Raw genomic sequence first — 23,200 nt, 5'->3', positions numbered from 1 at the left:
ATATGCCCCTTATTTACCGTAAGGGGCTTTTTGTTGGTGTTCATTCTTAATGACAATTATACGTTTGAACAAATCAAAACCGAGTCTTTTATCATATGTCTTATATCTTATATCTTATATCTTAAGTCTTGATATCTGATGCCTGACACTATTTTTAACCGTCTTTTAGAATAAAAGAGTTATAAAAAAGATATAGTTTATTACTTTTGCACAAAAACGTACAAAATGGATTCTAACGCACTTTTCGGGCAGATAAAGCAGAAAAAATCATTCTTGTGTGTCGGTCTCGACACGGATATCAATAAAATTCCTAAGCAGCTAAAAGATACCACTGATCCAATTTTTGCTTTTAACAAGGAGATAATTGATACAACACACAAAGTGACCGTAGCATACAAACCCAATCTGGCTTTTTATGAATCCATGGGAGTTAAAGGATGGGAAAGTCTCGAGAAGACGGTGAGCTATATCCGGAGTGTAGACGAAAACATATTTATTATTGCGGATGCCAAACGTGGAGATATTGGAAATACTTCGGCAATTTATGCACGGGCATTTTTCGATCATATGGATTTTGATGCGGTGACCGTTGCGCCATATATGGGCGAAGATTCCGTAAAACCTTTTATGACTTATTTCGAAAAGTGGGTGATTCTTCTGGCGTTGACTTCGAATAAGGGAGCTTATAATTTTCAGTTTATAGAAGACAAAACAACGGGCAGTAAACTGTTTGAGGAGGTTATTAAAACTTCAAAAGACTGGGGAGATAGTAATAATATGATGTATGTGGTGGGAGCCACAAAAGCTGAAATGCTTTCGGATATCAGAAAATTAATTCCGGATCATTTCTTGTTGGTACCCGGTGTTGGTGCACAGGGAGGAAGTCTTCAGGAAGTGGTTAAATATGGCATTAACAGTCAGTGTGGATTGCTGGTAAATTCTTCCAGAGGAATCATTTATGCCGATTCAACCGATAAGTTTGCCGAAGTAGCCGGACAAAAAGCAAAAGAACTTGCCGCTGAAATGGCGGAGTCACTCAAAGCATATAGATTGATTTAAATAAAGACCTAGGATATAAGACACAAGACCTAAGACTAATTATCAATCTTATTTTAAATCTTTTATCTAATATCTTAAATCTTAAAATAGCCAATGAATTTTACGGATGCGCTGAACCAGGTAGAACAAAAACTGGGAGACATAAATTTTAACAGGCAACCAAAGGGATTATATGATCCAATTGCTTATACGCTTGCCAATGGAGGAAAGCGTATACGCCCTGCCATGGCTTTAATGGCACATTCGGTATTTGATTCTAAGCCTGAAAAAGCACTTATGCCTGCTGTAGGCATCGAAGTGTTTCATAACTTTACTTTACTGCACGACGATATCATGGATAACGCTGATATTCGCCGTGGAAAACAATCGGTACATTTAAAGTGGAATGAAAATACGGCTATCCTTTCCGGTGATGCCATGTTGATTATGGCATATCAGTATGTTGCAGGGTGTGACCCGGAATATCTGGCAGCAGTTCAAAACGAGTTTTCGAAAGTGGCGCTTGAAATCTGCGAAGGGCAGCAGTACGATATGGATTTTGAAAACCGGGATGATGTCACAATTGAGGAATACCTCAATATGATCAGGTTAAAGACCGCTGTATTGCTTGGATCAAGTTTAAAAATTGGTGCCATAACTGGTGGAGCATCGGTAGAAAATGCAGAGCATCTGTATAATTTTGGTATCAATATTGGCCTGGCATTTCAGTTGATGGATGATATTCTGGATGTATATGCCGATAAAGAAGAATTTGGAAAAGAGCCGGGAGGTGATATCATTTCCAACAAAAAAACATATTTGCTGCTTACTGCACTGAATGAAGCAAAAGGAAATATGCAAGTGGAACTGAATAAGTGGATCAATGCTGCAACTTTTGACCGCGAAGAAAAATACAATGCCATAAGAAGAATATACGATGAAACTGACGTAAAAAATATGGCTTCACAAAAGATGGAATCGTACTATAACACGGCAATGCAGGAATTGGAAAAAGTATCCGGTGATTCTGAAGCATTAGGTGAATTAAGAAATCTGGCTGATTCATTGATGAAGCGAACAAAATAAATTAATGAGGGTTCTTTTATTACAAACAATTAATTCATATTTTAGCACACAAAAACCAGAAATATGTCATTAGCAGAAGGTAAAATTTCCCAGGTCATTGGTCCTGTTGTTGATGTTAGTTTTGAAGGTGAGGGCATTGAACTGCCTGCCATTTACGAAGCACTCGAAATTCCAAGAGAATCAGGTTTCCCCCTAATTGTTGAAATTCAACAACATATTGGTGAAAATACGGTTCGTACTATTGCCATGGATTCTACAGACGGACTTAAAAGAGGAATGAAGGTTATTATTACCGGATCGCCAATTAAAGTACCTGTAGGTGATCAGGTTAAAGGTCGTTTGTTAAATGTGGTTGGAGAAACCATCGACGGATTGAGTGAAATATCAAAAGACAACAGTGAACCTATCCATAAAGAACCTCCTGCTTACGAAGACCTTTCTACAAAAACGGAAGTTCTTTATACCGGTATAAAAGTTATTGACCTGATTGAACCTTATGTGAAAGGAGGTAAAATCGGATTGTTTGGTGGAGCTGGTGTGGGAAAGACTGTACTGATTCAGGAAATGATCAACAACATCGCCAAGGGACACTCCGGATTATCGGTTTTTGCCGGTGTGGGCGAGCGTACGCGTGAAGGCAATGACCTTTTGCGCGAAATGATTGAATCCAAAATCGTAAAATATGGCGATGAATTCCTTAAAAGCATGGAAGAAGGCGGATGGGATTTGTCGAAAGTTGATGAAGAACAGATTAAGGATTCGCAGGTGAGCATGATATTCGGACAGATGAACGAACCTCCGGGAGCAAGAGCCAGGGTTGTACTTTCAGCTTTGACTGTTGCTGAAAAATTCCGTGATGGTGATGGCACTGGTGCTGGTCGCGATATTCTACTGTTTATTGATAATATCTTCCGTTTTACACAAGCCGGTTCTGAGGTATCTGCACTACTTGGACGTATGCCATCAGCTGTAGGTTATCAGCCTACACTGGCCACTGAAATGGGAAATATGCAGGAGCGAATTACTTCTACTAAAAACGGATCAATTACATCGGTTCAGGCTATATATGTACCGGCGGATGACTTGACAGACCCGGCTCCGGCAACAACATTCTCACATTTGGATGCAACTACGGTTCTAAGCCGTAAAATTTCATCTATGGGTATTTATCCGGCTGTTGACCCGTTAGATTCCACATCAAGGATTCTAACCCCTGACATAGTGGGAGAAGAGCATTATAACTGTGCACAGCGTGTGAAAGAGATTTTACAGCGCTATAAAGAGTTGCAGGACATCATCGCTATTCTTGGTATGGACGAGTTGTCCGAAGAAGATAAAATGGTGGTACACCGTGCACGTCGTGTTCAGCGTTTCCTTTCTCAACCTTTCCATGTGGCTGAACAGTTTACCGGAATTAAGGGTGTTATGGTTCCGATAGAAGATACCATCAAAGGTTTCAATATGATTATGGACGGAGAGCTGGACAAGTATCCGGAGCAGGCATTTAACCTTGTTGGTTCCATTGAAGAAGCAATTGCGAACGGAGAAAGACTGTTAAAAGAATAGCTATGTATATAGAGGTGATTACACCAACTAAGGTCCTTTATAAGGGCGATGCGGATATGGCCGAATTTCCTGGTGAAGATGGAAGTTTCCAGGTTCTGGAAAACCATGCTCCTTTGATGTCTGTTCTGGCTTTAGGGAAAGTATCTTTAAGTAAAGGGGGACATGTGTATGAAACCTATGACATTAGCAGTGGATATGTTGAAGTGAAAGAAAACAACGTTACGGTTCTTATCAACGAAGCTATATAATTTCTTTTCTGAAAGCATTTCAATTTGAAGATTTTAATTATCCGGTTTAGTTCAATTGGTGACGTCATACAATGTATGTCTGTTACCAGTGGTTTATTTCGAAAATTTGATAACCCACAAATACACTGGATTACCAGGACTGATATGTCATCAATTCTGAAGACGGATCCTCACATTCACCGCGTGTGGGAATTTGACCGGGAAGAAGGGCTTTTCGGGTTGATAAGAATGGCGAGATCACTGAAAAAGGAAAAGTTCGATTTGATTTATGATGCACATCTTAATATTCGTTCCTTTACTGTTCGTGGGGTGATTAATTCGTTTACTTTAAGGTTGTTCAGGTCAAGACCCAAAGTAATTGTCCGTAAAAAATACAGGTTTAACAGGTTTTTGTTTTTCAGGCTGGGCAGGAAAGATGCTATCCCACAACCTTTCAGAGGTATGATATCTTTTCAGAAGCCACTTCGTAAACTGGGTATAGATTTTTCCATACAAAAAGATAAAAAATGGTTGTTCCCTCAATCGGTCACCTCCAGTGTGGATCAGCTTTTAAAAGCTGAAAATTTTAGTATTGATAATAAAACCATAACAATCATTCCTTCGGCGGCATGGGAATTGAAACGCTGGCCATTGGAACACTGGAAAAAGTTGGTTGAGATTATGCCTGATTATAAGTTCATTGTGGTTGCCGGACCTGATGATACATTTACAAAAGATATTGCAGACGTTGCTACTGAACGTGTATTAAATCTGGCAGGCAGGACAAACCTGAATGAAAGTTTTTATCTGGTTAAACAGTCTGTTTTTATTGTATCTGCTGATACCGGATTTTTGCATGCTGCAGATCTTTTTGGCAAAAACGGAATAGCCTTTATGGGGCCGACCGCCTTTGGTCACACCACCGGAGAAAGCATTAGTGTGCTTGAAATTGATCTGCCGTGTCGCCCGTGTTCAAAAGAAGGGAATTCTGAATGTAAGATAGCAGAAACCAAAAAGTGTCTTTTTGACATTACTCCCGGATGGGTAAAAAGGGAGATCGAAAATACATTATAAGGATGTTTGGTTATTTCTTTTTATTTAGCAGCCAGTATATTACAATTTTACTGGTAATTATAATTCATTATCTTTGCGCCCGGTTTAACTATGACAATCCGATTTTTGGAAATTTGATTAATATGTCTACGACTTTGTAAATGTACTGGTTATTTTCTGATAGCTTTCCGGTTAAATGTATCTTTTACTTAGTACAAGGGAATATTATATTTTAAAATGAAGCAACTTAAAATAACTATATGTTCTGAAGATTTTCCACCTGTAGTTGGTGGAATTGCACAATGGGCCAAAGGAATTGCTGACGGGCTAAGTGAGCAGAATACAAAGGTTAATGTACATTGCAGGCATTTTGATAATTATCCTCCTGAATTTGAAAAAGACTTTGGTTATCGGGTTTCGTATCACAAAAGAAAGGATTGGAAGCGAAAAAGGACATTCTACTGGAAAAGTATTTTATCTGAACAGATAGCAAGTGGTGATGTTCCGGATTTTTGCATAGCAACAACCTGGAATGCGTCTCGGGGATTGACTGGAATATGTAAAAGGAACGGGATAAAGTTAATTACCATTGCGCATGGTCTGGAAGTAACCCGCAAAATGCCGTTTTTGAAAAAGATATGGCTCCGATATACATTTAATCAATGTTTTAAGGTTATTGCCGTCAGCGAGTTTACTCGAAAAAAGATTGCTGAAAACTTTGGTACACCATCATCTAAGCTTGCTGTACTTCCTAATGGAGTGGATTACAATTATTTTAAACCTGACAACAATACGGCTTATCTGCGGGAACGCTACGGACTGGATGGTAAAAAGATTATTATGACATTGGCCAGGGTAAATCCGAGGAAGGGACATGATGTGGTGATCAAGGCTATAAGTAAGATAAAAGATAATCTTGGTGAGGTTGTTTATTTAGTTTCAGGACCATATAATGAAAATTATATGTCTGAATTAAAGCAACAGGTCTCAGATCTTGGACTGGAGGATCATGTTTATTTTTCGGGATATGTTGAGAATTCGGAGATGGTTGATCATTATAATTTGTGTGATATTTATGTCATGCAGAGCAGGTATCTGGACGGAGACAGTGAAGGATTCGGGATTACTTTTCTGGAAGCTAATGCCTGTGAAAAACCTGTTATTGGTGGTAATTCAGGAGGGGTGCCTGATGCCATTGAAGAAGGATATAGCGGATTTTTGGTTGAATCTGAGGATGCTGAAACTCTTTCACATAAGCTTTTGTATCTTCTGAATAACGAGGATAAAGCTGTTCAGATGGGTAAAAACGGAAGAAAAAGGGTGATAAAGACATATAACTGGTCAGCTATTTCAAAGCAGCTGCTGGATATTATTAAATAGGTGAGGATCATCCCTTCGGGGATGTTTGGAATTGGTATTAGAATGTTGAGGTAACATGTTAGGGAATTACTTGCAAAAAAGAAAATTCCGTCATATTGAGCATGCAGGTGCTGATTATGATGGTGTGATAAATATTCACCGTTTTAATACAAACAATGTGGGAGACAGAGCTTCTGCCCCCTATCTGTACTTTTCCGAATTAAGACGGAAAAGAATTGATATTCTTGGATTTAAAGAAGAATTTGATTACCATGACTGGACCAGTGAGATAGCTCAGAATAATGTAGTTGTGGGCGGTGGAGGTTTTCTGGAACGCAAAGGCTTCAAACATTCCATTGATTTTTTCCTGCATCTGGCAGAAAAAGGACGAAAAGTTGTTTTCTGGGGTATTGGTCATAATGACCCCAGGATGGGTTCATACGATTATTACTCTCATAAATATTCGCATGATGTATCCGGTATTAAATTATTTGGTACACGCGACATAAATAAGCATGAATGGGTTCCGTGTGCCAGTTGTATGAGCAATAACCTGGATAGAAAGTACGAGACAAAGCAGGAGATCGGTATTGTAAAACATCACAGCTTTAATAACTTACCGGAATCCAGTTATCCTGTAATTTACAACGATAGTTCATTTGAGGATGTCATAAAGTTTATAGGAGAATCAGAATATGTAGTCACAGATAGTTATCATGCTATGTACTGGAGCATATTGATGCAGAAGAAAGTATTGGTTGTGCCTAATTCTACTAAGATGTTTAATTTAAAGTTTCCTGTTCCTCATACTGATTTTCAGTCATTTAAAAGCCATCTTAGCAAGACAGTGGTTTATAACGAAGCTCTTGATATCTGTCGGGACAGGAATATTGAATTTGCTGGAAAGGTATTTGATTATTTGGGATTATAAGTTATTCAGATCTTTTTATGGTTATTGTATATTTGTAGAAAATAAATTGAATTTATACATGAGACTAGGCCTGTTCTTCCCCAAAAAGACTACAAATTTCAATAAAGCTGCTGCATCGCACTGGATCAGAGTGTTGCAGATGGAAAAGTATTATAAGGAACTGGGGATAGATGTTTATATCAACAAACCTTTTAAAACTTACGATTTTGCAATCTTTTTCAGGAAACCCAAACCTAAATACTACAGGTTCATGCAATATCTGCGGTTTATTTCACGCAATATTTATTTTGATACCTGCATTAACATATTTGATGAGCATGAAGAAATCAATAAAAAAAGACTGGAAGCTGCTCACAAAATAGCGGCAATTTGTGACGGTATTATTTGTGCCTCAGATAAGATCGCTGAAAAAGCTGCACCGCATGCAAAATCGGTATTTGTTATGGATGATCCGGTTGATTTTGAACACTTTAATAAAGTAAAAGAGAAAATTAATTTTGATAATCCGATTTTCGGTTGGTCGGGAGTACCACATAAGGCCATTTATCTGAACAAATACAAAGAAGTAATTGACGGCAGAACAAGATTGATCACAAAAGATTACATCAAAGATGTTCCCCTGGAATTTAAATACGATTTTATTGATTGGGACTATTATTCTTTTCCTGAAGCACTTCGAAAATGTGATATTGGTTTTCTGCCACGTGATATTGACGAGTCCTATAATTCAGGTCATAGTTCACATAAAGCGCTGGTATTTGCCAGTCTGAGTATTCCGGTAATTGCGAATAAAATTCCATCCTATGTTAAACTGGCCGGGTATTACGATGGTATCGTTTTTCTGGAAGATTTTAACAACGATGTAGAGGCCTGCATTAACGAACTGAAAAAACGAGATCCGGATATCAGCAGGTTGAAAGACTATTATTCATGTGAGAACCAGGCATCGCGAATGCTGGATTACCTGACGAGCAGAATCAGGTGTTGTTCATGATTTGAATATTTCAAACAAGTTTTTACGAAAGACCTCTTCGGCGAACAATCCTGAAACCGTTTTCTGTCCTGATTTCCCAATATCCTGTAAAATATTATTTGGCATTTGTATCAATTCAATTAGTTTGTTTGCGACAGTTTCAGCATTAGGCTCCACAATAAAACCATTTTGACCGGAGCCTATAAACTCGGTAGAACCTCCTGAATCAGTTGTCAATACAGGAACGCCGCATGCCATGGCTTCAATCAGTGCATTGGAAATCCCTTCATTTTCTGACAACAGCACAAACAGTGAAGCTTTTCTAAGAAATGATGCAGGTTCTTTTTGGAAGCCTGCCAGTTTAATTGTTTGGTTCAAGCCTGCTGAACTGATCTGGTTCTCCAGGTTCTCTTTTTCACGTCCCTGTCCGATGTAAACAACTTTAATGTTTTGTTTCAGGTTATCAGGTAAGGCTGCAACAGCTTCTGTAAGAATATGAAATCCTTTTCTTCGGGTCAGCATACCCGTGCTGATAATCGTAAATTGATCAGGTGCTTCTTTTTTTATGTTTAATAAATCTGAAAGGCCGGGAATTGTATTATAAAGGACATAAACCGGTTTGTTAGACATAAACGACGTTGATTTTAGGTTCTTCTCAATCCGGTGGGCATTGGCAATAATACCATCATTAAGTTTGTTGTAAACAATATTATGCCAAAGCGGGCGATTCATATCCCTTACAATACCAAGCCTGATTAAATGCCTGATTTTCAGAATGCGGGAAATGATACCAAAAATAAAATATTCTTTTTTCTTGGTACTGACTATACAGTCAATTTTGTTTGATTTTACAAATCGCCATGCTCTATAGTATGAATACAGGTCCCAGTATGAGAACATGGGGGCAAAATCCTTTTTAAATTCTAATCCGAAATCATTTCCCAATTTCTTCTTGCGGCCAAAGAAAAGCACATTGTGCTGCCCGGAAAGTGTTTTCATCGCCATGGAAGTCCATTTTTCATTTCCTCCCCATGATTTTGCCGAACATACAAACAGGATATTCATGACGTTTTGTTTAGTTGGTTCAGAAACAGCGTTTCCAGCTTTCTACTCATAACTTCGGTTGTGAAATTTTTTTTAATGTGCTGCTTTGCCTGTTTTGCCATTGTCTCACGATCGACAGTGTCAGAAAAAAATATTTCAAGTCTTTCTGCAATTTGTTCCGCTGATTCGGGTTCAATAAGAAAACCGTTCTTTCCGTCTTCTATAAGTTCTTCAGCACCGTTTACTCGGGTTGCAATCGCCACTGTACCATGCGCCATGGATTCCATTACCACATTAGGCATGCCTTCGTGCAAAGAGGGAAGGACAAATACATCAGCAGTACTGTAGTACACTGACAAATCTTCTATGAATCCGATAAAATGAACATAATTACCCAGGTTAAGTTCTTTTACACGGGATTTCAATTCTGCTTCCAGCTTTCCTGATCCGGCAATGAAAAATTGGTAATCCAACTTTTTATCCCTGCAAATAGCGGCTGTATCAATCAAATAAGAATATCCCTTTTGCTCAGATAATCTTCCGGCAGAAAAAATAACTTTAACACTGGGATCAACACCAAAAACAGTTTCTTTACTTAAAGACATCTCAGTTTTGGGCGGTGCCATACCATTGTAAATAACATGTATAAAATCTTTTGGAAACCAGCCAAACGATTCATAAATCTGTTTTATAGATTGTGTATTGGTAATGATGCCATCAATAAGTCGGGTAAACGGGAATTTATATTTCCGCTTATTTGAAAACAGCTGCAAGCCCTGACGTGAAAACACAGCCCTTGTGCCAGCCTGTCGGGCTGCCCGTCCTCCGATTTTGACATCCTTGTTCTGACAGCATACAAGTACATCAATATGTTTACTGATGAGGATTTTTTTTAATTTGAAAATGGATAAAAAACTGATATCCGACGGAATTCCAAATTCAATTGTTTCAACACCTTTTTGAACGGCTTTATGTTCTATGAAGGAATTTTTTAAACATCCAACAATGGTATGATGCCCCAGAGCTGATAGTCCCCCAGCGGCTTCTACCATCCATTTTTCACCGCCACCCCAGCGGTTTTTTCTGAGTGAATTTATGAAGAGTATGTTCATAAAAGGTATTTTCACAGCAAATATAACAGCTTTACAGGTTTTACCCAATATCTTTACAGGGTTGCAAAGAGCAAAAACAAGTCGTAATTTTGTGCCAGTTTAAAAAAATATGAAGCGGGAAGACATAGAAATAATGGCACCGGTAGGTTCATTCGAGTCACTTATGGCTGCCATACAGGGAGGAGCAGATTCTGTCTATTTTGGAATTGGCAGTCTGAATATGCGTTCACGGTCGTCTTTGAATTTTACCATCGACGATCTGCACAAAATTGTATCCATAGCGAAAAAGCATAATATAAAAACATACCTCACACTGAATACGGTTATGTATGATAATGACCTGAACCAGATGCGCAGTTATGTAAATGCGGCTAAAGATGCTGGTATATCTGCAATTATTGCTTCCGACGTTGCTGTAATGCAATATGCAAACAGTACAGGTATTGAGGTTCATTTATCGACACAGCTTAATATAACGAATTATGAATCCTTACAGTTTTATGCCCATTTTGCCGATGTGGCAGTATTAGCAAGAGAACTGAATCTTGACCAGGTTGCTCAAATGTATATACAGATTACGCAGAATAACATATGCGGACCCGGAGGAAAACCAATCCGGCTTGAAATGTTTGTACATGGAGCACTATGTATGGCGGTTTCAGGAAAATGTTATTTGAGTCTGCATGAAATGAATGCCAGTGCGAACCGAGGAAACTGTATGCAGATTTGTCGGAAAGGATACAACGTAACGGATAAAGACACGGGGATTGAACTGGATATTGACAATGAATACATCATGTCGCCAAAGGACCTAAAGACGATTCACTTTTTGAATAAAATACTGGATTCAGGCGTTCGGGTGCTAAAGATAGAAGGTAGGGCACGTAGTGCTGAATATGTTAAAACGACAGTTTCGTGTTACCGCGAGGCCGTAGAAGCATGGATAGATGATTCGTTTACGGAGGAGAAAATTTCTGATTGGGATAAACGTTTGAAAACGGTCTTTAATCGAGGCTTCTGGGACGGTTACTACCTTGGACAAAGGCTGGGAGAGTGGAGTGCTAATTATGGATCCGAGGCAACAAAGAGACGAATATACATTGGGAAAGGAACAAATTATTTTTCAAAACTTGGCGTAGCGGAGTTCCAGATGGACGCCATGGATCTTTCTGTCGGTGATGAAATTTTAATTACCGGACCTACAACCGGCGTTATTGAAATGACGGTTGATGAACTTAGGGTCGATCTGGAGCCTGTTCAGACAACAAGAAAAGGGGAGCGGTTTTCGATTTCGGTTCCGGAAAAAATTAGACGATCCGATAAATTATATAAAATGGTCGATGCTAATACAATACCCAGATAGTTATGGGAAAAAGTAAAAATAATTACTATGTAGTCTGGGTAGGAAACAACCCCGGAATTTATGATTCATGGGAGAAATGTAAAGCTCAGGTTCATGGATTTGAAGGGGCAAAATATAAAGGATTTAAGGCAAAGAATTTGGCGGAAAAGGCTTTTGAAAAAGGACCGGAGACTGTAATTGGGAAAAAACAGGTTGCAGAAATTGATCAGGAACTGTTTAACCGTCCTGACGGACCTACAGCCAATAGCATTGCTGTTGATGCAGCCTGCAGCGGGAATCCGGGTAAAATGGAATACCGGGGCGTTTATACGTATTCCGGCACAGAAATATTCAGGCAGGGACCACACGAGGACGGGACCAATAACATTGGTGAATTTCTGGCACTGGTTCATGCTCTGGCATGGCTCAAACAACAAAAGCTTGACATGCCTGTGTATACGGATAGTAAAAATGCATTGGCCTGGATCAGAAATAAACGGTGTAATACAAAACTGGTTCAGAACAGTAAAAATGCCAGAATTTTTGAACTGATCAAAAGAGCTGAAATATGGCTCAGAACAAATAAATACGAAACTAAAATATTGAAGTGGGACACCAGAAACTGGGGAGAGATACCTGCAGATTTTGGAAGAAAGTAGGTTTAAGATGTAAGACATAAGACTCAAGACACAGGATAAAATTTCTATTACCTAATTTTAAATTCAAAATTAATATATGAGGGCAGTAATTCAAAGGGTAAGCAAGGCATCGGTAACAGTAGATGAGAATGTTGTCTCTTCTATTAAACAGGGTGTTCTTATTCTTTTGGGAATTGAGAATGCAGATTCCACCGAGGACGTACAATGGCTTTCGAAGAAGATAACTAACCTTAGGATTTTTCCTGATGATGAGGGTGTTATGAACCGGTCGTTGCTGGATGTAGAAGGAGACGCCATTGTGGTAAGTCAGTTTACTCTTCATGCCATGACTAAGAAAGGAAACCGGCCTTCTTATATTAAAGCAGCTGAGCCTGATGTTGCAATACCGTTGTATGAGTCTTTTTGTGATGCAATGTCTGGCATAATGGGGAAGCGTGTCGGAACAGGAATATTTGGTGCCGATATGAAAGTGGAATTACTAAATGACGGACCTGTAACAATACTTATTGATACGAAAAATAAAGCCTGATGTTTGACTGGATAAAAGAATTCGATGGTGCTGTAACGGTCTGTGATGAAAATTTTACCATTATTTACATGAATGATACTTCCATCAGGGACTTTGAGAAATACGGAGGGCAAAGCCTGATAGGTCAGAGTTTGCTTGATTGTCATAATGAACATTCTCAGAAAATGATAAGACAACAGATGAAGACGGGAGGATCACATACATATATGAAAAACAAAAAAGACGGTCGCACAAAGGTCATCCATCAGTCTCCATGGCTGGAAAAAGGAAAAATAAAAGGACTGATAGAAATTTCTTTTTACATATGAAATTCATCTAGTGTATTAGTAATTAATGTGTTCTAAATATTTTATATATGTTAAATTATTTAGCATATAAGTAAATATTAAATGAATATTTGTTAATTAAAAGTTAAATTAGTAGTTTTGTAAGCAAATCAATCCTACTACTAATGAAGAATTTTAAACTTCTGTCATTATACAGTTTTCTATACATTCTTACCGGAATAGTTTGCTATAAAAACGTTTTTATACCAACGGATGGTTATTTCTCGTTATGGGTTGCCGGAGGTTTTGGATTTATTATGCTGGCACGCTATGGGAAAACGGCTTTACCTTATTTAGTATTTTCAAATCTTATTCTTCAGTTTTTGTTGTTTCAGATTTACAATCCTCAGCCGGTAAATTATGTATTCAGTTCTGCTATACTATTAAGTTCAATTATAAAAACCACTCAACCTTTAATGGCATGGGTAATATGGGAGAAACTGGAGCAAAAAAAAGGGAGACCTCTGTTTCGGCAGGGGTTTGATGTATTTCAGTTTTTATTATATATCGCTATTGTTCCATCTTTACTTACCAGCTGGGGGTTTGTTGTATTGAATGAATTATATCAGGGCACAGTAATAGTAGAGAACAGTGAAGTTTTATACAATATACTGCGTATTTCAGCTGCTGATGCTATGGGACTTTTTTTATTTGGCCCCTTGATTTATAGCATAAACTCCTTAAAATTGTATTCTCCAAAAGAATTAATGATACTGGTAGGTAGTTATCTAATTCCATTTGTTGCTGCAAAAGCTATTAATAATAATTTTTTGTTTGTAATAGTAACGCCGGCGGCAATTATTTCAGCTTATTATATTGATATAAAGAAACTCATCCCGTTTCATCTGATTGTTCTAATTCTTGTTATGTGGCTTTCCACACATCAGATGACTGTCTTTTCAAATGAAATGGCAGATAAAGGGTTTATGATTTTTATGGTATTTGCTTTTATTGCAACTATTACACTATTTTATACCAGTATTTCTTTTACTGAATTAAAAGAACACAAAAATAATCTGGAGAAAATAGTATCGGAAAGGACAATTGATCTGGAGAATGAGATAAAAATCAGAAAGAAGACAGAGAATGAGCTTAAAAATAAAGATCGTCTAGTAAATACTATTCTGTCTTCGTCTCCGATTGGCATTACCCTCATAAAAGGCCGAAGGGTGGTTTGGGTAAATGAAGCAGCAACAGCTATTTTAGGATACGATGCTGTTGAGATAATTTATCAGGACACATTGAAATATTATTCCGATGAAAAGGAATACCAAAAGATTGGTTCTGAATTATATCCAAAGTTGCTTCAAAAAGGATTTGGTTCAATTGAAACAAAGCTGAAAAACAAAGAGGGAAAAATTCTTGAGGTATTGTTACAGGCAGTACCTTTAAACAAAGATGATTTGGCTGATGGTTTAATCTTTGCCATTGTTGATATAACAACACTTAAATGTGCTGAAAGAGAGCTTAAGGAACGATCTGTGAAGCTGGAAGAAATTAACAGGGAGTTGGATGCATTTGCACATTCTGTTGCACATGACCTTAAAAATCCTCTCAATGCTATAATGGGTTTTTCGGAATTATTGGTTAATGAGGATTATATTTTTGACGATGATGAAAAAACGGAATATCTCCGCAGGATAAATATGCAGTCAGAAAAAATGTTACAAATTATTGATACATTACTGTTGTTATCCGGAGTAAGAAAAGAGAAGGTGAAAATGGAATACTGTAGGATGAAGGATGTTGTGAACCGCTCTGTTTCAGGACTGGATGAAATCATAACTACAGAAAAAGCGAAAATAAATATTCCTGAAATAATGCCTGTGCTGAAGTCACATTCACCCTGGCTTGAAGTTGTCTGGGTAAACCTGATATCCAACGCAATAAAATATGGTGGTAAACCTGCAGAAATAAAAATTGGTTACAGGGAGACAGAATCACATATGCATTTCTGGGTTGATGATAATGGATTTGGAATCCCCGAAGACAAAAAGGACACGCTTTTTAAAGAATATGTTCGAATAAAATACGATAAAAACGGGCATGGTCTGGGGCTTTCAATCGTAAAACGCATCATAGAACGTCTGAATGGTGATGTTTTTGTGGAAAGTAAACCAGGATTTGGCAGCAGATTTGGATTTACTTTACCAAAAGTAAATATAGAGGTTAGTCCGCTTTCCGTTGAAATAAATTCGTAGGAAATACAACATCTGTCAGAAAAAGGGCATTGCCTGGTACAGATGTGCCTGCTTTTCCGCGATTTTTTTCTCTGATTACTGATTCAAATTCTTCAATAGTCATTTTATGTTTTCCAACCTCCAGTAAGGTTCCGACTATTGCCCTCACCATATTCCGAAGAAAGCGGTCAGCACGAATATGAAAAACCCGGTAATATTCATTTTGCCTGATCCATTCAGCCCTGATGATTTTGCAATTGTTCGTTTTTACATCGGTATGTAGTTTGCTGAATGACGTAAAATCGGTATGTTCCAAAAGTTTTTGTGCCGCTTCGTTCATACGCTCAAAATCCGGCGTAATTGGCAGAAAAAAGCTTGTATCTTTAAAGAAAGGATTTTTTCGGGTTACAAGATGATATTCATATTCCCGTTCAATAGCACTGAACCGGGCATGTGTTTCTGCATCAACACTGGTAATAGAGTAAATTACAATGTCGAAATTCAGGTAACTGTTGATCTTGTTAATTAACTGATCGGTATCTGGAATTTGCTCTTCACAATCAAAATGAGCAACAAAATATTTTGCATGAACTCCTGTATCAGTTCTGCCACAACCTGTAAGCTGTATGTTTTGTCTCAAAATAAGTGAGAAAGCTTTTTCAAGGGTTTCCTGAACCGAATTTGCATTTGGCTGTATCTGCCAGCCATGAAATCCTGATCCGTTGTAAGCTAATTCTGTAAAATACCTGAAGCCCATTTAAATTGTTTAATCTGCCAAATATACCAAAAACATGCAAAAAAGGCATCCCAAATTGGAATGCCCCGTTTACAAATCGTAAAATGTTTTAATAGCGTTCTTCAATAATCTTCCAGTCCAATATGTTCCAGAATGCCTGTATGTAGTCAGGTCTTTTGTTTTGATAGTCCAGATAATAAGCATGTTCCCAAACATCACATGTTAACAGAGGCTTCAGGTCCTCTTTTAGAGGAATGCCTGCATTGCTGGTTTGAATAATGTCCAGTTTGCCGTCTTTACCTTCAATCAGCCATGCCCAGCCTGACCCAAATAATGTTGCAGCAGCTTTACTGAACTTTTCTTTGAATTCAGCGAATGAACCGAAATCCTTGTTAATTGCTTCTGCAAGCTTTCCCACTGGTTCTTTGGTTCCATTAGGTGAAAACTGAGCAAAATAAAATGTGTGATTCCATATTTGCGCTGCGTTGTTAAAAATTCCTCCTTCAGATGATTTAATAATCATTTCAAGATCCATATCAGCATAGCTGGTGCCTTCAATCAGGTTATTTAAATTATTAACATAAGCCTGATGGTGTTTCCCATGGTGAAATTCCAGTGTTTTCTTATCAAGATAAGGTGCTAATGCATCTAAAGCATAAGGAAGTGGGGGAAGTTCAAATTTCATGATCTTTTCTTTTTGAGTTTAAATATTTGTTATAAGTTAGAATAATAAATACCTGCAAATCAGGTTTAATATTAAGTTTGTTCTCAAATAAAAATACAGATACTAATTTACGGCTTTTTTATGTTGTTTAAGCTTAAATAGTGTTAACATATAATATGTATGTGTTACATTTGAAATGTCTTTTAATTGCTGTTTAAAAGAGATTGAAAAACTAGAATTAGAAAAGATTTTCCTATCTTTAAAGGATATACTTATTTTTATTGAGGATGGATGAATTAAGTACAAAAGCATGCTTTTGTCTTCTTATAATGACTATTAACGGACTTGGATATTATGAATGTTGAGGATGAATATAATCGAATTTCAGGTTTAAAGACCAGCATTGAACAGTCTGAATATATATCTGAACTGGAATCATTGATCAAAAAAATAATTAATGATGATCATATTGCAAATTCAGTAGCATATGCAAATTTGTTCTATAAAGCTCCCGTCAGTTTTCTTGTTTTAAATGAAGAGTTTGAAATATCAGATATTAATCAAAAAGGAGCAGATATTTTAAATTCTCATAAGGAGCAGTTGATAACCCTGCCATTTTTAAGTTTTGTATTACCCGAGTATCAGGAAATAATTAATTATTATTTTGAACAGGTCAGGTCCCAAACCGATATTGGCTTTTGCGAAGTTAAAATAAAGCCAAGGTCAGGTAAAACAGTTTTTATTAAGATCTTCGCCAGATTTAAGGATAAAAAGGGAACGACTCATCGCGAATTTTTGATGAGTATTGTTGATATCAGTTCGCAGAAGGAGTATGAATCGAAAATACTTTCAGAACGTGATAAGGCGCGGCAAAATGATTTACATAAATCTAAATTTTTAGCCGATATGAGCCATGAAATCCGAACATCCATGAATTCTATAATTGGCTTTTCAAATCTGTTGGCTGATCGGGGAATCTCGGATGATCAGAAAAAAACATATCTGGGGACGATTAAGGAGTCTGGAAATCATCTTCTAAAAATAATTAACGATATTATTGATTTGTCAAAATTAGATGCCGGACAGCTAAAAATAAACCGTTCAGCATGTAATATGATTGAGATATGCTCTTTTTGTTATAATGTAGTAAGTAACGATCCTGTTAAATTGCAGAAAAAAGATGTTGAACTACGACTCCGGTTCACAGATAAAAACAGGGATATTTATGTGTTTAGTGATTCTGAACGCATAAAGCAGATACTTATCTACCTCCTTTCGAATGCAGTAAAATTTACGGATAAAGGATTTGTTGAGTTTGGTTTTAATATTAAGCAATATGACAAGAGGCCTTTTGTTGAGTTTTATGTAAAAGATTCAGGATGTGGTATACCTACTGATAAGCTGAAAGAAATTTTTAATCGCTTTTATCATTCCGGAAATACAGAGGAACAGCATGGGGCAGGATTGGGGCTGAGCATAAGTAAGGGACTGGTAGAATTACTTGGTGGTGAGATATATGTAAGTTCAAAATTGGGAGAGGGATCAATATTTTCGTTTACTATACCTTTTGAAACCGGAAATATTAAAAAGACAGAGATGTCTGCTGCGTCTGGTGCCGAATCTGATATGACCGGGCTCTCAATTATTATCGCTGAAGACGATGAAGCCTCTTATTTATATTTGAGAGAATTATTATCTGGTTTCAATGCATCGATTGAGCGTGCGAAAAATGGCAAAGAATTGCTGAAACTTACAGATTCAGAAGAGCCGGACCTGATACTACTCGATATTAATATGCCCGAAATGGATGGATATGAAGCATTGCTGAAACTGAAAAGTAAAAAGATTGCCAGTAAGATTATTGTCCAGACAGCCTATACGTTAAGTGAAGAAAAGCAAAGATTTATCAATGCCGGTGCAGATGGTTATATTTCAAAACCTATCGTCAGGAAAAATATTATTGAACTCATTTCCAAGACGATGAGCGGGATTAATTGATTCTACTCAGCTTTTGCATTATCAAACCGGAATCCCCGGAGTAGTTCTTCAATTGACATTCTTTTTTTTCCGGCAAGCTGCAGATCAAGGATGTTTATCCAACCCGTTTTGCATCCAACGTGTAAATAGGATTTATTATCGGTTCTTACATATCCGGGTTTTGCTTGCAGATCAGGAATATCCTCTGCTTTAAATATTTTTGCAGTAATATTTTTTCCGGGATCTGAAAAAACGAATGAAGTCCATGCCGCAGGATAGGGGCACAATCCTCTTATAAGATTATAGATGATATGACCCGACAAGGACCAGTCAATTTTGCAATCATCCCTGAAAATTTTAGGCGCAGCATGCAGTTCAGTTATATTTGAAAAATATTTGTTTTGCGGAATTGTTTTTACCGTTCCGTCTATGATGTCCTGTACCGTTTCAACAACAAGTTCTGAACCTGTCTCCATTAAAAGATCATGTAGGTCTCCTGCATTCATATCTTCCGGTATATTAACTTCCTTTTGATGAATTATTTCACCGGTATCAATTTTATCATCTATAAAAAATGTCGTGACCCCTGATTTTTTTTCGCCGTTAATAATAGCCCAGTTTATGGGTGCCGCTCCGCGATATTGTGGTAAAAGTGAAGCGTGAAGGTTAAATGTGCCGTATTTGGGAAGCGACCAAACTACCTTAGGCAGCATCCTGAACGCAACTACTACCTGAAGATCAGGGCTTAGATCGGAAAGCTGTTTGATAAATTCTTCTGATTTGAGTCGATCAGGCTGAAGGACAGGAATGTGGTGTGCCGTAGCATATTTTTTGACAGAAGATTCCATTAATTTCTGACCTCTGCCTGCAGGTTTGTCCGGGGCGGTAACAACGCCAACAATATTATAACCTGAATTGACCAAAGTTTCCAGACTTCCTGTTGCAAAGTCCGGTGTTCCCATAAATATAATTCTAAAATCCTTTTTATCCATAGTAAAATTTACTGCTTTATGATTGATTCCTTTTATCCTGGCCCCAAAGCAATTTATTCCTCAGTGTTTCGTAGAAATCATTGTTCCTGCGCTTTAAAACATTGATTGTGAAATCAGCTTTTGTAATGATTAATTCTTTATTAATATCAAATGCCATGGAATGTGAATCTACCGATACAAGGTAATTAGACGAACGTGATTCAATATTAATTTTAATTTTCTGGGCATCAGGAATAACCAAGGGCCTCACTGTCAGACTATGTGGAGCCAACGGTGTTAAAACCAAACTACTTGATTGTGGCAAAACTATAGGGCCACCTGCACTCATACTATAAGCGGTTGATCCGGTTGGCGTAGAAATAATTAAGCCATCTGCCCAATATGAATTCAGAAACTGGTCATCAATAAAAACATGAATAACAATCAGAGATGACGTGTCACGTCGTAATACAGATATGTCATTTAATGCATAGTTGCAATTCTCAAACGAATTACAGTCTGAATGCAGTTTAATCAAACCTCTTTTTTCAAGCACATAATTCCCTTGTATTATATCATCAAGAATGTCATTTATTTCGTCAAGTGTTACATCTGCCAAAAAACCTAAACGCCCGGTATTAATACCTATAATGGGTACTTCAGAATCACCTACAAGCCGGGCAGAACGTAAAAAGGTTCCGTCTCCACCAATACTGAAGACGAAGTCAAAAGATTTCAGATTGGCATGCTGATCCAGTATTTCAACATCAGGTGGTAATTCAATGCCATGTCCTTTTACGTCTTCTATGAGTAGCTCAGAGATTTCATACTCTATATTTGCCTGTTGGCACTGTTCAATGAATTTACCAAAGTGAGATTTGTATTCTTCTGTTATTTCCCGGCCAAATAAAGCTATTCTCATGTTTAATCTTTTTACAAAGATAAAAAGAAAACATATCATGTAGATTATTGAACGTTATCTTAGAGCAAACCTGAAAGTCGTATTGAACTTATTAGATTGTGGCAAATGGTTGTATTAAGGGTTTTTGTGCTATGAAAGTTAAATAAATGTAAAATAAAAGAAAAATAAATATCACGAAGTATTGTTTTTGTTATTAAAAATATGTTAATTTGACATATTGAAGTTAAGTTAAACTATTTAATAATATTAAATCTCAAGGTTATGAATACGAAAAAATTATTTTTTTCAATGCTATTAATGGCATTTGTAATAACGGTGAATTCGCAAAATAAGAATTTGCTTATTTTTTCTCCGGATATTGAGAATATGCAGGAACTATTGTTTGGAATTGAGCCAAATTCAGCGATTCAGATATTAGATAATCTGGATGCGCCTCAGAATTTATCAGACTTGCTGGATGCCAATCCGGATATTGAGGCGATTCATTTATTAGTAAAAGGAGATAGGCAGGAGGTCCTTATTGGGGGCACGAAGTATGCAAATTCAGGTGTCGGTTTTCAGAATTATATTACTAATTTATTAAATGTTATGACTGAAAAGAGCATAAAGAAACTGTTCATATATTCTTCTTTTTATGCTTCATCACCTTCAAATATTGAATTTATAATTAATGAAAGCAAGAATAGAGATCTTAGCATTTATGCAACAGCAGGTGAGTTTGGTAACACTGAAGGTGCAGAATTGATATTCAATTATTCTGTGGAAAATGGTATGGTGAAAAGTGTTGATTCAAATATTTCCAATGTCGAGAACATTAAAATAAATTTTACAATCAATAAATAATCCAGCCATGAAAAATATTTCCTTTTTTATCACATTGTTGGTATTAATAGTAATTACCAATATAAGTTATGCTCAAAATGTTTCAATGAGCGTTAAGCAGGGGCCTAACGTAGATGTTATGGTGACTGTGGGACAGGCATCTCAAAATTTAGAGTTATTTGAAAATGATTTAGGTATAGCATTAGCTGCAAAAGGCATACCTGCCGATAAACTAAGAGTAGAGGCTTATCAAAGATCAACGTTTTCTTCAAGTGATGCTGATGCAGAAAAAATATTTACACAGTGGACAAATTATCCGGATAACTCTGGAGCATGGTCTTTTAATTCTACTGATAATAGTCTTGGATCCACTGCAAATGTTGCGTGGACTGGTTTCTGGGATGCATCAGAGGAAGCTCAGGCAACTACTGACGTTGAAATTAGTTATAAATTGACAGAAGAACTAAGAGTAAGGCAAATAGCACCAAAATACAATTTTACATCCAGTGAATATTTATGCCATCCTGATCCAATGGGGTTTACGTTCAGAATGACCAATAAGGATGGATTATATTCCTATTATGCCTTTTGGATTTATGGTTATCAGCAGGTAGCAGGGCTTTTTAAAGTTGACGGAGTTACTAATCCAAATTCTGTTGATAATAACTTATTAGCCGCATGGACAGGTTTGAAGAATCCGTCTATTGGTGCGCTTACTAATAATTCATATTGTTTAGGTTTTAAAAGTATTCTTTATAATCCTATTGCTGTTCATGATGTGACAATAAAGGCAGAAAATGATCATATCCAGGTGATATATGATGGCGAAACAATATTTGATATTACTGATGATCAGTTTGGGTCTCCTTTATTATCCGGAAGCTATGGTCCTTTTACTTATAGCATGCCTAACGCAAAGATTTATGACATTAGTGTAACTAAAAAAACCTTACGTAAGTTTAAAGATGTTTTGCGCGAACCACAATGGCGCAACAGTGCTTTGCGATTTAACGTTAACCTTGATGATTTAACCGTTGATGATTTTGATGCTGATGCTGACTTATCAGAAATTCTGATGCGTTGTATCAACGAAGATATTCATTATATCGGTTGGGGTGTTGATGCTAATAAAACTCAGTTTGAACGTTTTATTGCACAAAACAGTGCAAAAGGAACTTTTATCAACAGGAGTAACGGATCCTGGAGTACCTGGATTGAGGCTATGGCGCAATATATCTATGATCAGTATGTAACAGAGACTGTAGAAGGGGAATATTTTATAGCGGGTACATCTGTAGAAATAGATGTTGATCCGTCTGAGATGAAATCGGGAACTGCCAATTCGGATTATCCCAGTGGGCGTTGGAAGATCAGTCATGACAATACTTTCTTTTCCAATGACCTGGGGCTGGCCTCCTGGCAGAACATATACCTGGAGGATGTACCGGAGTATTATGATAAGCCTGGTAAATATACATTTACATTCGAAGATTTACCAACAGATCCCACGACACTTTATTTTCACAGGAAACCGATTGCCAGTTTCAGTTATGTGTCATCAACAGGAGGTTTAACCAATAATTCTTACGATGTTGATGGTGGGTCAGATAATGGCATAGCCGTATCAGAGTGGAAATGGAAAGCTGTTGATGCCGTTTCGACAGATGACTGGACTGTAGGGCA

General features: G+C 37.2%; 22 protein-coding genes. 16 read left to right on the top strand and 6 right to left on the bottom strand.

Translation table 11 applies throughout. From position 1 onward, the window contains the following. Window positions 1-225 precede the first annotated feature (225 nt). The 8 genes from pyrF to ACE01N_RS15330 all read left to right on the top strand — a co-directional run bounded on the left by pyrF (window position 226) and on the right by ACE01N_RS15330 (window position 8,254). Window positions 226-1,059, top strand: a complete 834-nt coding sequence (pyrF, locus tag ACE01N_RS15365) for an orotidine-5'-phosphate decarboxylase (RefSeq protein WP_380590833.1) — start codon at window positions 226-228, stop codon at window positions 1,057-1,059. A gap of 93 nt (window positions 1,060-1,152) precedes the next feature. Next, entirely contained in the window at window positions 1,153-2,124 is a 972-nt protein-coding gene (locus ACE01N_RS15360; RefSeq protein WP_380590830.1) for a polyprenyl synthetase family protein, read from the top strand. Between the two features lie 63 nt (window positions 2,125-2,187). Then, on the top strand, window positions 2,188-3,690 hold the full coding sequence (gene atpD / locus ACE01N_RS15355; RefSeq protein WP_380590827.1) for a F0F1 ATP synthase subunit beta: 1,503 nt from the start codon (window positions 2,188-2,190) through the stop codon (window positions 3,688-3,690). A 2-nt stretch (window positions 3,691-3,692) separates the two neighbouring features. Beyond that, the gene (gene atpC / locus ACE01N_RS15350) at window positions 3,693-3,938 is read left to right on the top strand and encodes an ATP synthase F1 subunit epsilon (protein ID WP_375726916.1); all 246 of its coding nucleotides are present in this window, start codon (window positions 3,693-3,695) and stop codon (window positions 3,936-3,938) included. A gap of 24 nt (window positions 3,939-3,962) precedes the next feature. Then, entirely contained in the window at window positions 3,963-4,991 is a 1,029-nt protein-coding gene (locus ACE01N_RS15345) for a glycosyltransferase family 9 protein (RefSeq protein WP_380590824.1), read from the top strand. Between the two features lie 216 nt (window positions 4,992-5,207). Next, on the top strand, window positions 5,208-6,350 hold the full coding sequence (locus tag ACE01N_RS15340) for a glycosyltransferase family 4 protein (protein ID WP_380590821.1): 1,143 nt from the start codon (window positions 5,208-5,210) through the stop codon (window positions 6,348-6,350). Window positions 6,351-6,405: 55 nt separating this feature from the next. Continuing rightward, complete coding sequence (locus ACE01N_RS15335) at window positions 6,406-7,260, top strand: polysaccharide pyruvyl transferase family protein (RefSeq protein WP_380590818.1); 855 nt, start codon at window positions 6,406-6,408, stop codon at window positions 7,258-7,260. Between the two features lie 58 nt (window positions 7,261-7,318). After that, complete coding sequence (locus ACE01N_RS15330; protein WP_380590815.1) at window positions 7,319-8,254, top strand: hypothetical protein; 936 nt, start codon at window positions 7,319-7,321, stop codon at window positions 8,252-8,254. Here ACE01N_RS15330 and ACE01N_RS15325 read toward each other — a convergent pair. Together ACE01N_RS15325 and ACE01N_RS15320 are read right to left on the bottom strand one after the other, a co-directional pair. Then, the gene (locus ACE01N_RS15325; RefSeq protein ID WP_380590812.1) at window positions 8,249-9,298 is read right to left on the bottom strand and encodes a glycosyltransferase; all 1,050 of its coding nucleotides are present in this window, start codon (window positions 9,296-9,298) and stop codon (window positions 8,249-8,251) included. The two genes, ACE01N_RS15330 and ACE01N_RS15325, sit on opposite strands and share 6 nt — an antisense overlap. Continuing rightward, window positions 9,295-10,389 (bottom strand): glycosyltransferase, encoded by a 1,095-nt coding sequence (locus ACE01N_RS15320; protein WP_380590809.1) that lies wholly within the window; start codon window positions 10,387-10,389, stop codon window positions 9,295-9,297. Before ACE01N_RS15320 ends, ACE01N_RS15325 begins: the two co-directional genes overlap by 4 nt. 109 nt (window positions 10,390-10,498) lie before the next feature. Between ACE01N_RS15320 and ACE01N_RS15315 the strand changes: the two genes are divergently transcribed. The 5 genes from ACE01N_RS15315 to ACE01N_RS15295 all read left to right on the top strand — a co-directional run bounded on the left by ACE01N_RS15315 (window position 10,499) and on the right by ACE01N_RS15295 (window position 15,446). Next, complete coding sequence (locus ACE01N_RS15315) at window positions 10,499-11,752, top strand: peptidase U32 family protein (protein WP_380590806.1); 1,254 nt, start codon at window positions 10,499-10,501, stop codon at window positions 11,750-11,752. Between the two features lie 2 nt (window positions 11,753-11,754). Next, window positions 11,755-12,390 carry a ribonuclease H1 domain-containing protein gene (locus tag ACE01N_RS15310; RefSeq protein WP_380590803.1) on the top strand — a complete coding sequence of 212 codons (636 nt, stop codon included), beginning with the start codon at window positions 11,755-11,757 and terminating at the stop codon, window positions 12,388-12,390. A gap of 76 nt (window positions 12,391-12,466) precedes the next feature. Next, window positions 12,467-12,919 (top strand): D-aminoacyl-tRNA deacylase, encoded by a 453-nt coding sequence (gene dtd / locus ACE01N_RS15305; protein WP_380590800.1) that lies wholly within the window; start codon window positions 12,467-12,469, stop codon window positions 12,917-12,919. Next, a complete protein-coding gene (locus ACE01N_RS15300; RefSeq protein ID WP_380590797.1) occupies window positions 12,919-13,227 on the top strand; it encodes a PAS domain-containing protein in 309 nt (102 codons plus the stop codon). The genes dtd and ACE01N_RS15300 overlap by 1 nt, the downstream gene beginning before the upstream one ends. Window positions 13,228-13,370: 143 nt before the next feature. Continuing rightward, a complete protein-coding gene (locus ACE01N_RS15295; protein ID WP_380590794.1) occupies window positions 13,371-15,446 on the top strand; it encodes an ATP-binding protein in 2,076 nt (691 codons plus the stop codon). Here ACE01N_RS15295 and truA read toward each other — a convergent pair. Together truA and ACE01N_RS15285 are read right to left on the bottom strand one after the other, a co-directional pair. After that, on the bottom strand, window positions 15,415-16,182 hold the full coding sequence (gene truA, locus ACE01N_RS15290; RefSeq protein WP_380590791.1) for a tRNA pseudouridine(38-40) synthase TruA: 768 nt from the start codon (window positions 16,180-16,182) through the stop codon (window positions 15,415-15,417). The genes ACE01N_RS15295 and truA overlap by 32 nt on opposite strands. 88 nt (window positions 16,183-16,270) lie before the next feature. Then, window positions 16,271-16,846: a superoxide dismutase gene (locus ACE01N_RS15285; RefSeq protein WP_380590788.1), complete on the bottom strand. Its 576-nt coding sequence runs from the start codon at window positions 16,844-16,846 to the stop codon at window positions 16,271-16,273. A 333-nt stretch (window positions 16,847-17,179) separates the two neighbouring features. Between ACE01N_RS15285 and ACE01N_RS15280 the strand changes: the two genes are divergently transcribed. Beyond that, complete coding sequence (locus tag ACE01N_RS15280) at window positions 17,180-18,823, top strand: response regulator (RefSeq protein WP_380590786.1); 1,644 nt, start codon at window positions 17,180-17,182, stop codon at window positions 18,821-18,823. Window positions 18,824-18,825: 2 nt separating this feature from the next. On the opposite strand, the gene fmt is transcribed toward ACE01N_RS15280, so the two are convergent. After that, window positions 18,826-19,794 (bottom strand): methionyl-tRNA formyltransferase, encoded by a 969-nt coding sequence (fmt, locus tag ACE01N_RS15275; RefSeq protein WP_380590783.1) that lies wholly within the window; start codon window positions 19,792-19,794, stop codon window positions 18,826-18,828. A 16-nt stretch (window positions 19,795-19,810) separates the two neighbouring features. Further along, on the bottom strand, window positions 19,811-20,695 hold the full coding sequence (locus ACE01N_RS15270) for an NAD kinase (protein WP_380590780.1): 885 nt from the start codon (window positions 20,693-20,695) through the stop codon (window positions 19,811-19,813). Window positions 20,696-20,956: 261 nt separating this feature from the next. Between ACE01N_RS15270 and ACE01N_RS15265 the strand changes: the two genes are divergently transcribed. Both ACE01N_RS15265 and ACE01N_RS15260 read left to right on the top strand, forming a co-directional pair. Further along, window positions 20,957-21,538 carry a DUF4347 domain-containing protein gene (locus ACE01N_RS15265; protein WP_380590777.1) on the top strand — a complete coding sequence of 194 codons (582 nt, stop codon included), beginning with the start codon at window positions 20,957-20,959 and terminating at the stop codon, window positions 21,536-21,538. Window positions 21,539-21,545: 7 nt separating this feature from the next. Beyond that, window positions 21,546-23,200, top strand: a 1,655-nt coding sequence (locus tag ACE01N_RS15260; RefSeq protein ID WP_380590775.1) for a hypothetical protein, incomplete at its 3' end; no start/stop codon positions are given.

The organism is Quyinboa ferrireducens, from assembly GCF_042436675.1.
GTDB lineage: Bacteria > Bacteroidota > Bacteroidia > Bacteroidales > UBA5342 > JBHJHP01.
Note: the sequence above shows the minus strand (reverse complement) of the source record. Positions and strands in the feature narration are given on the sequence as shown.

Excerpts from the sequence above, each read along its gene's own strand:
- ACE01N_RS15280 (WP_380590786.1), top strand. The coding sequence starts at position 17,180 with ATGAATGTTGAGGATGAATATAATCGAATTTCAGGTTTAAAGACCAGC.
- ACE01N_RS15265 (WP_380590777.1), top strand. The coding sequence starts at position 20,957 with ATGAATACGAAAAAATTATTTTTTTCAATGCTATTAATGGCATTTGTA.
- atpC (WP_375726916.1), top strand. The coding sequence starts at position 3,693 with ATGTATATAGAGGTGATTACACCAACTAAGGTCCTTTATAAGGGCGAT.
- ACE01N_RS15335 (WP_380590818.1), top strand. The coding sequence starts at position 6,406 with ATGTTAGGGAATTACTTGCAAAAAAGAAAATTCCGTCATATTGAGCAT.
- dtd (WP_380590800.1), top strand. The coding sequence starts at position 12,467 with ATGAGGGCAGTAATTCAAAGGGTAAGCAAGGCATCGGTAACAGTAGAT.
- pyrF (WP_380590833.1), top strand. The coding sequence starts at position 226 with ATGGATTCTAACGCACTTTTCGGGCAGATAAAGCAGAAAAAATCATTC.
- ACE01N_RS15320 (WP_380590809.1), bottom strand. The coding sequence starts at position 10,389 with ATGAACATACTCTTCATAAATTCACTCAGAAAAAACCGCTGGGGTGGC.
- ACE01N_RS15310 (WP_380590803.1), top strand. The coding sequence starts at position 11,755 with ATGGGAAAAAGTAAAAATAATTACTATGTAGTCTGGGTAGGAAACAAC.
- truA (WP_380590791.1), bottom strand. The coding sequence starts at position 16,182 with ATGGGCTTCAGGTATTTTACAGAATTAGCTTACAACGGATCAGGATTT.
- ACE01N_RS15330 (WP_380590815.1), top strand. The coding sequence starts at position 7,319 with ATGAGACTAGGCCTGTTCTTCCCCAAAAAGACTACAAATTTCAATAAA.
- ACE01N_RS15315 (WP_380590806.1), top strand. The coding sequence starts at position 10,499 with ATGAAGCGGGAAGACATAGAAATAATGGCACCGGTAGGTTCATTCGAG.
- atpD (WP_380590827.1), top strand. The coding sequence starts at position 2,188 with ATGTCATTAGCAGAAGGTAAAATTTCCCAGGTCATTGGTCCTGTTGTT.
- ACE01N_RS15300 (WP_380590797.1), top strand. The coding sequence starts at position 12,919 with ATGTTTGACTGGATAAAAGAATTCGATGGTGCTGTAACGGTCTGTGAT.
- ACE01N_RS15340 (WP_380590821.1), top strand. The coding sequence starts at position 5,208 with ATGAAGCAACTTAAAATAACTATATGTTCTGAAGATTTTCCACCTGTA.
- fmt (WP_380590783.1), bottom strand. The coding sequence starts at position 19,794 with ATGGATAAAAAGGATTTTAGAATTATATTTATGGGAACACCGGACTTT.
- ACE01N_RS15325 (WP_380590812.1), bottom strand. The coding sequence starts at position 9,298 with ATGAATATCCTGTTTGTATGTTCGGCAAAATCATGGGGAGGAAATGAA.
- ACE01N_RS15270 (WP_380590780.1), bottom strand. The coding sequence starts at position 20,695 with ATGAGAATAGCTTTATTTGGCCGGGAAATAACAGAAGAATACAAATCT.
- ACE01N_RS15285 (WP_380590788.1), bottom strand. The coding sequence starts at position 16,846 with ATGAAATTTGAACTTCCCCCACTTCCTTATGCTTTAGATGCATTAGCA.
- ACE01N_RS15360 (WP_380590830.1), top strand. The coding sequence starts at position 1,153 with ATGAATTTTACGGATGCGCTGAACCAGGTAGAACAAAAACTGGGAGAC.
- ACE01N_RS15295 (WP_380590794.1), top strand. The coding sequence starts at position 13,371 with ATGAAGAATTTTAAACTTCTGTCATTATACAGTTTTCTATACATTCTT.